This is a genomic window from Xanthomonas sp. SHU 166, assembly GCF_000364685.1.
In the GTDB taxonomy this organism is placed as follows: Bacteria; Pseudomonadota; Gammaproteobacteria; order Xanthomonadales; family Xanthomonadaceae; genus Xanthomonas_A; species Xanthomonas_A sontii.
This window is the reverse complement of sequence record NZ_AQOJ01000225.1, coordinates 1-1826: the sequence shown is the minus strand read 5'-3', so window position 1 is coordinate 1826 and position 1826 is coordinate 1. Positions and strand designations below refer to the sequence as shown.

Sequence of the window (1826 nt, the reverse complement as noted above, 5' to 3'; positions counted from 1 at the left end):
GCAGGCTGTACGCGCGAGCCGTCGTCCGCGACGGCTCGCGCTCCTGCTGCCCCGCCCGCCGTTGCGGCACCGGCATCCGCCGCGCCCGCCACGACGCTGCCGGCCGATGCGCCGGTGCTGCGGGTCTGTGCCGATCCCGGCAACATGCCGTTGTCCGATCGTGCAGGCGAGGGCTTCCAGAACAAGATCGCCCAGGTGGTGGCCGCGGAGATGGGCCGGCGCCTGGAGTACGAATGGCGCAGCTACTACCAGCGCGGCCTGGCGCGCAGCACGATCAACGCCGGGCGCTGCGACGTGCTGATGGACATGAACAGCGATTTCGAGATGGGCTTGCCCACGCGCCCGCTGTATCGCTCCACCTATGTGCTGGTCACCCGCAAGGGCCTGGACCTGCGTCCTGCCTCGCTGGACGATCCGGCGCTGAAAAAGCTCAAGGTCGGCGTGTTCCAGAGCTCGCCGGCGCGGCAGGCGCTGTTCGACCATGGCGTGCAGGGTGAAGTGCAGTACCTGTTCTACGATTCGGCCAGCGCGCCGCAGGAGCATCCCGGCAAGCTCGCCGAGCAGGTCGCCGCCGGCAAGCTCGATGCCGCCGAATCCTGGGGGCCGGTGGCCGGTTACTACGCCGCGCGCGGCGGTCTGGGCGTGGTGCCGTTGAACGTCATCGACAACGAGGTGCTGGAGTATTCGATGGCGTGGGCGGTGTCGCGCAAGAACGCGGCACTGCGCGATGCGCTGAACGCGGCGATGCAGCGCAGCGCCGGCAAGATCGGCGCGATCCTGCGCGAGTATCACGTGCCGCTGGTGGACTGCGCCGATTGCATCGTCGCCGGCGATCTGCGCTCGCACGGCTCCTACGCGGTGCCCGACGACCAGGACGATACGCCGAGCGCGCAGGCCTCGTCGGACATGCTGGCGCAATTGCAGTTGCGCATCGCCGGCGGTGCCGATCCCAACGAGGAACTGGCGCATGCGCTGGACGCCGGCGATGGCGTGCGCGTGGCCTGGCTGCTGCGGCATGGCGCCAGCGCCGACAAGCCCAACCTGCTCGGCGAGCCGCCGCTGCAGCAGGCGATCCGCAACCAGGCGCCGCTGCTGGTCGGCGAGCTGCTGGCTGCCGGCGCCAAGGTCGAAAACCGCGACAGCAATGGCTGGACGCCGTTGATGAAGGCGGCCTGGTCCAACGACGGCAAGAGCGCCGCGCAATTGCTGGCGCATGGCGCCAAGGTCGAGGTGGTGTCCGCCGACGGCTGGACGCCGCTGGACCTGGCCATCTCCTATGCCGACGCCGACCTGGTACAGGCATTGCTCACCGCGGGTGCAAGCGTGCGCCGTGCCAACCCGGCCGGCTTCACCCCGGTGATGTTCGCGGTGGCGCGCAACGACCCGAAGATCCTCGATCTGCTGCTCAAGCGCGGTGCCGAAGCCGACCGTGCCAACCGCGCCGGCGTCACGCCGTTGATGCTGGCTGCCGCTGCCGGCCGCGAGGACAGCGCCCGGCGCCTGCTCGCCGCCGGCGCCAGCGCCGATGCGCGCGACGCCGACGGCAAGACCCCGGCGGCGCTGGCCCAGCAACGCGGCAATGCCGAACTCGCCCACCTGCTGACGGAGGCCCAGCACCGACGCACGCAATGACCGCTTTCCGCCGTTCCGTACACGCCGCTCGCGCGGCCTGCTCCTCCCATCGTGCACTCCGCAAAGGTTCTGCTCCCATGCGCTCTGCTTCCGTCCGTCGTCGTGCCGTCTCCGTGCTGTTGCCCGTGTCCCTGTTCGCCTCGCTCCTGTTGCTGGCCGCCTGCGGCAAGCAGGAGACGCCCGCCGCGCCAGCA

At 70.4% G+C, this 1826-nt stretch carries 1 protein-coding gene; it reads left to right on the top strand.

Annotated elements, in window-relative coordinates; translation table 11 throughout:
* Positions 1-1632 (top strand): quinoprotein dehydrogenase-associated putative ABC transporter substrate-binding protein (locus D180_RS07410; RefSeq protein ID WP_232760383.1); only part of this gene is annotated, 1632 nt, incomplete at its 5' end.
* Between the last annotated feature and the right edge of the window lie 194 nt (positions 1633-1826).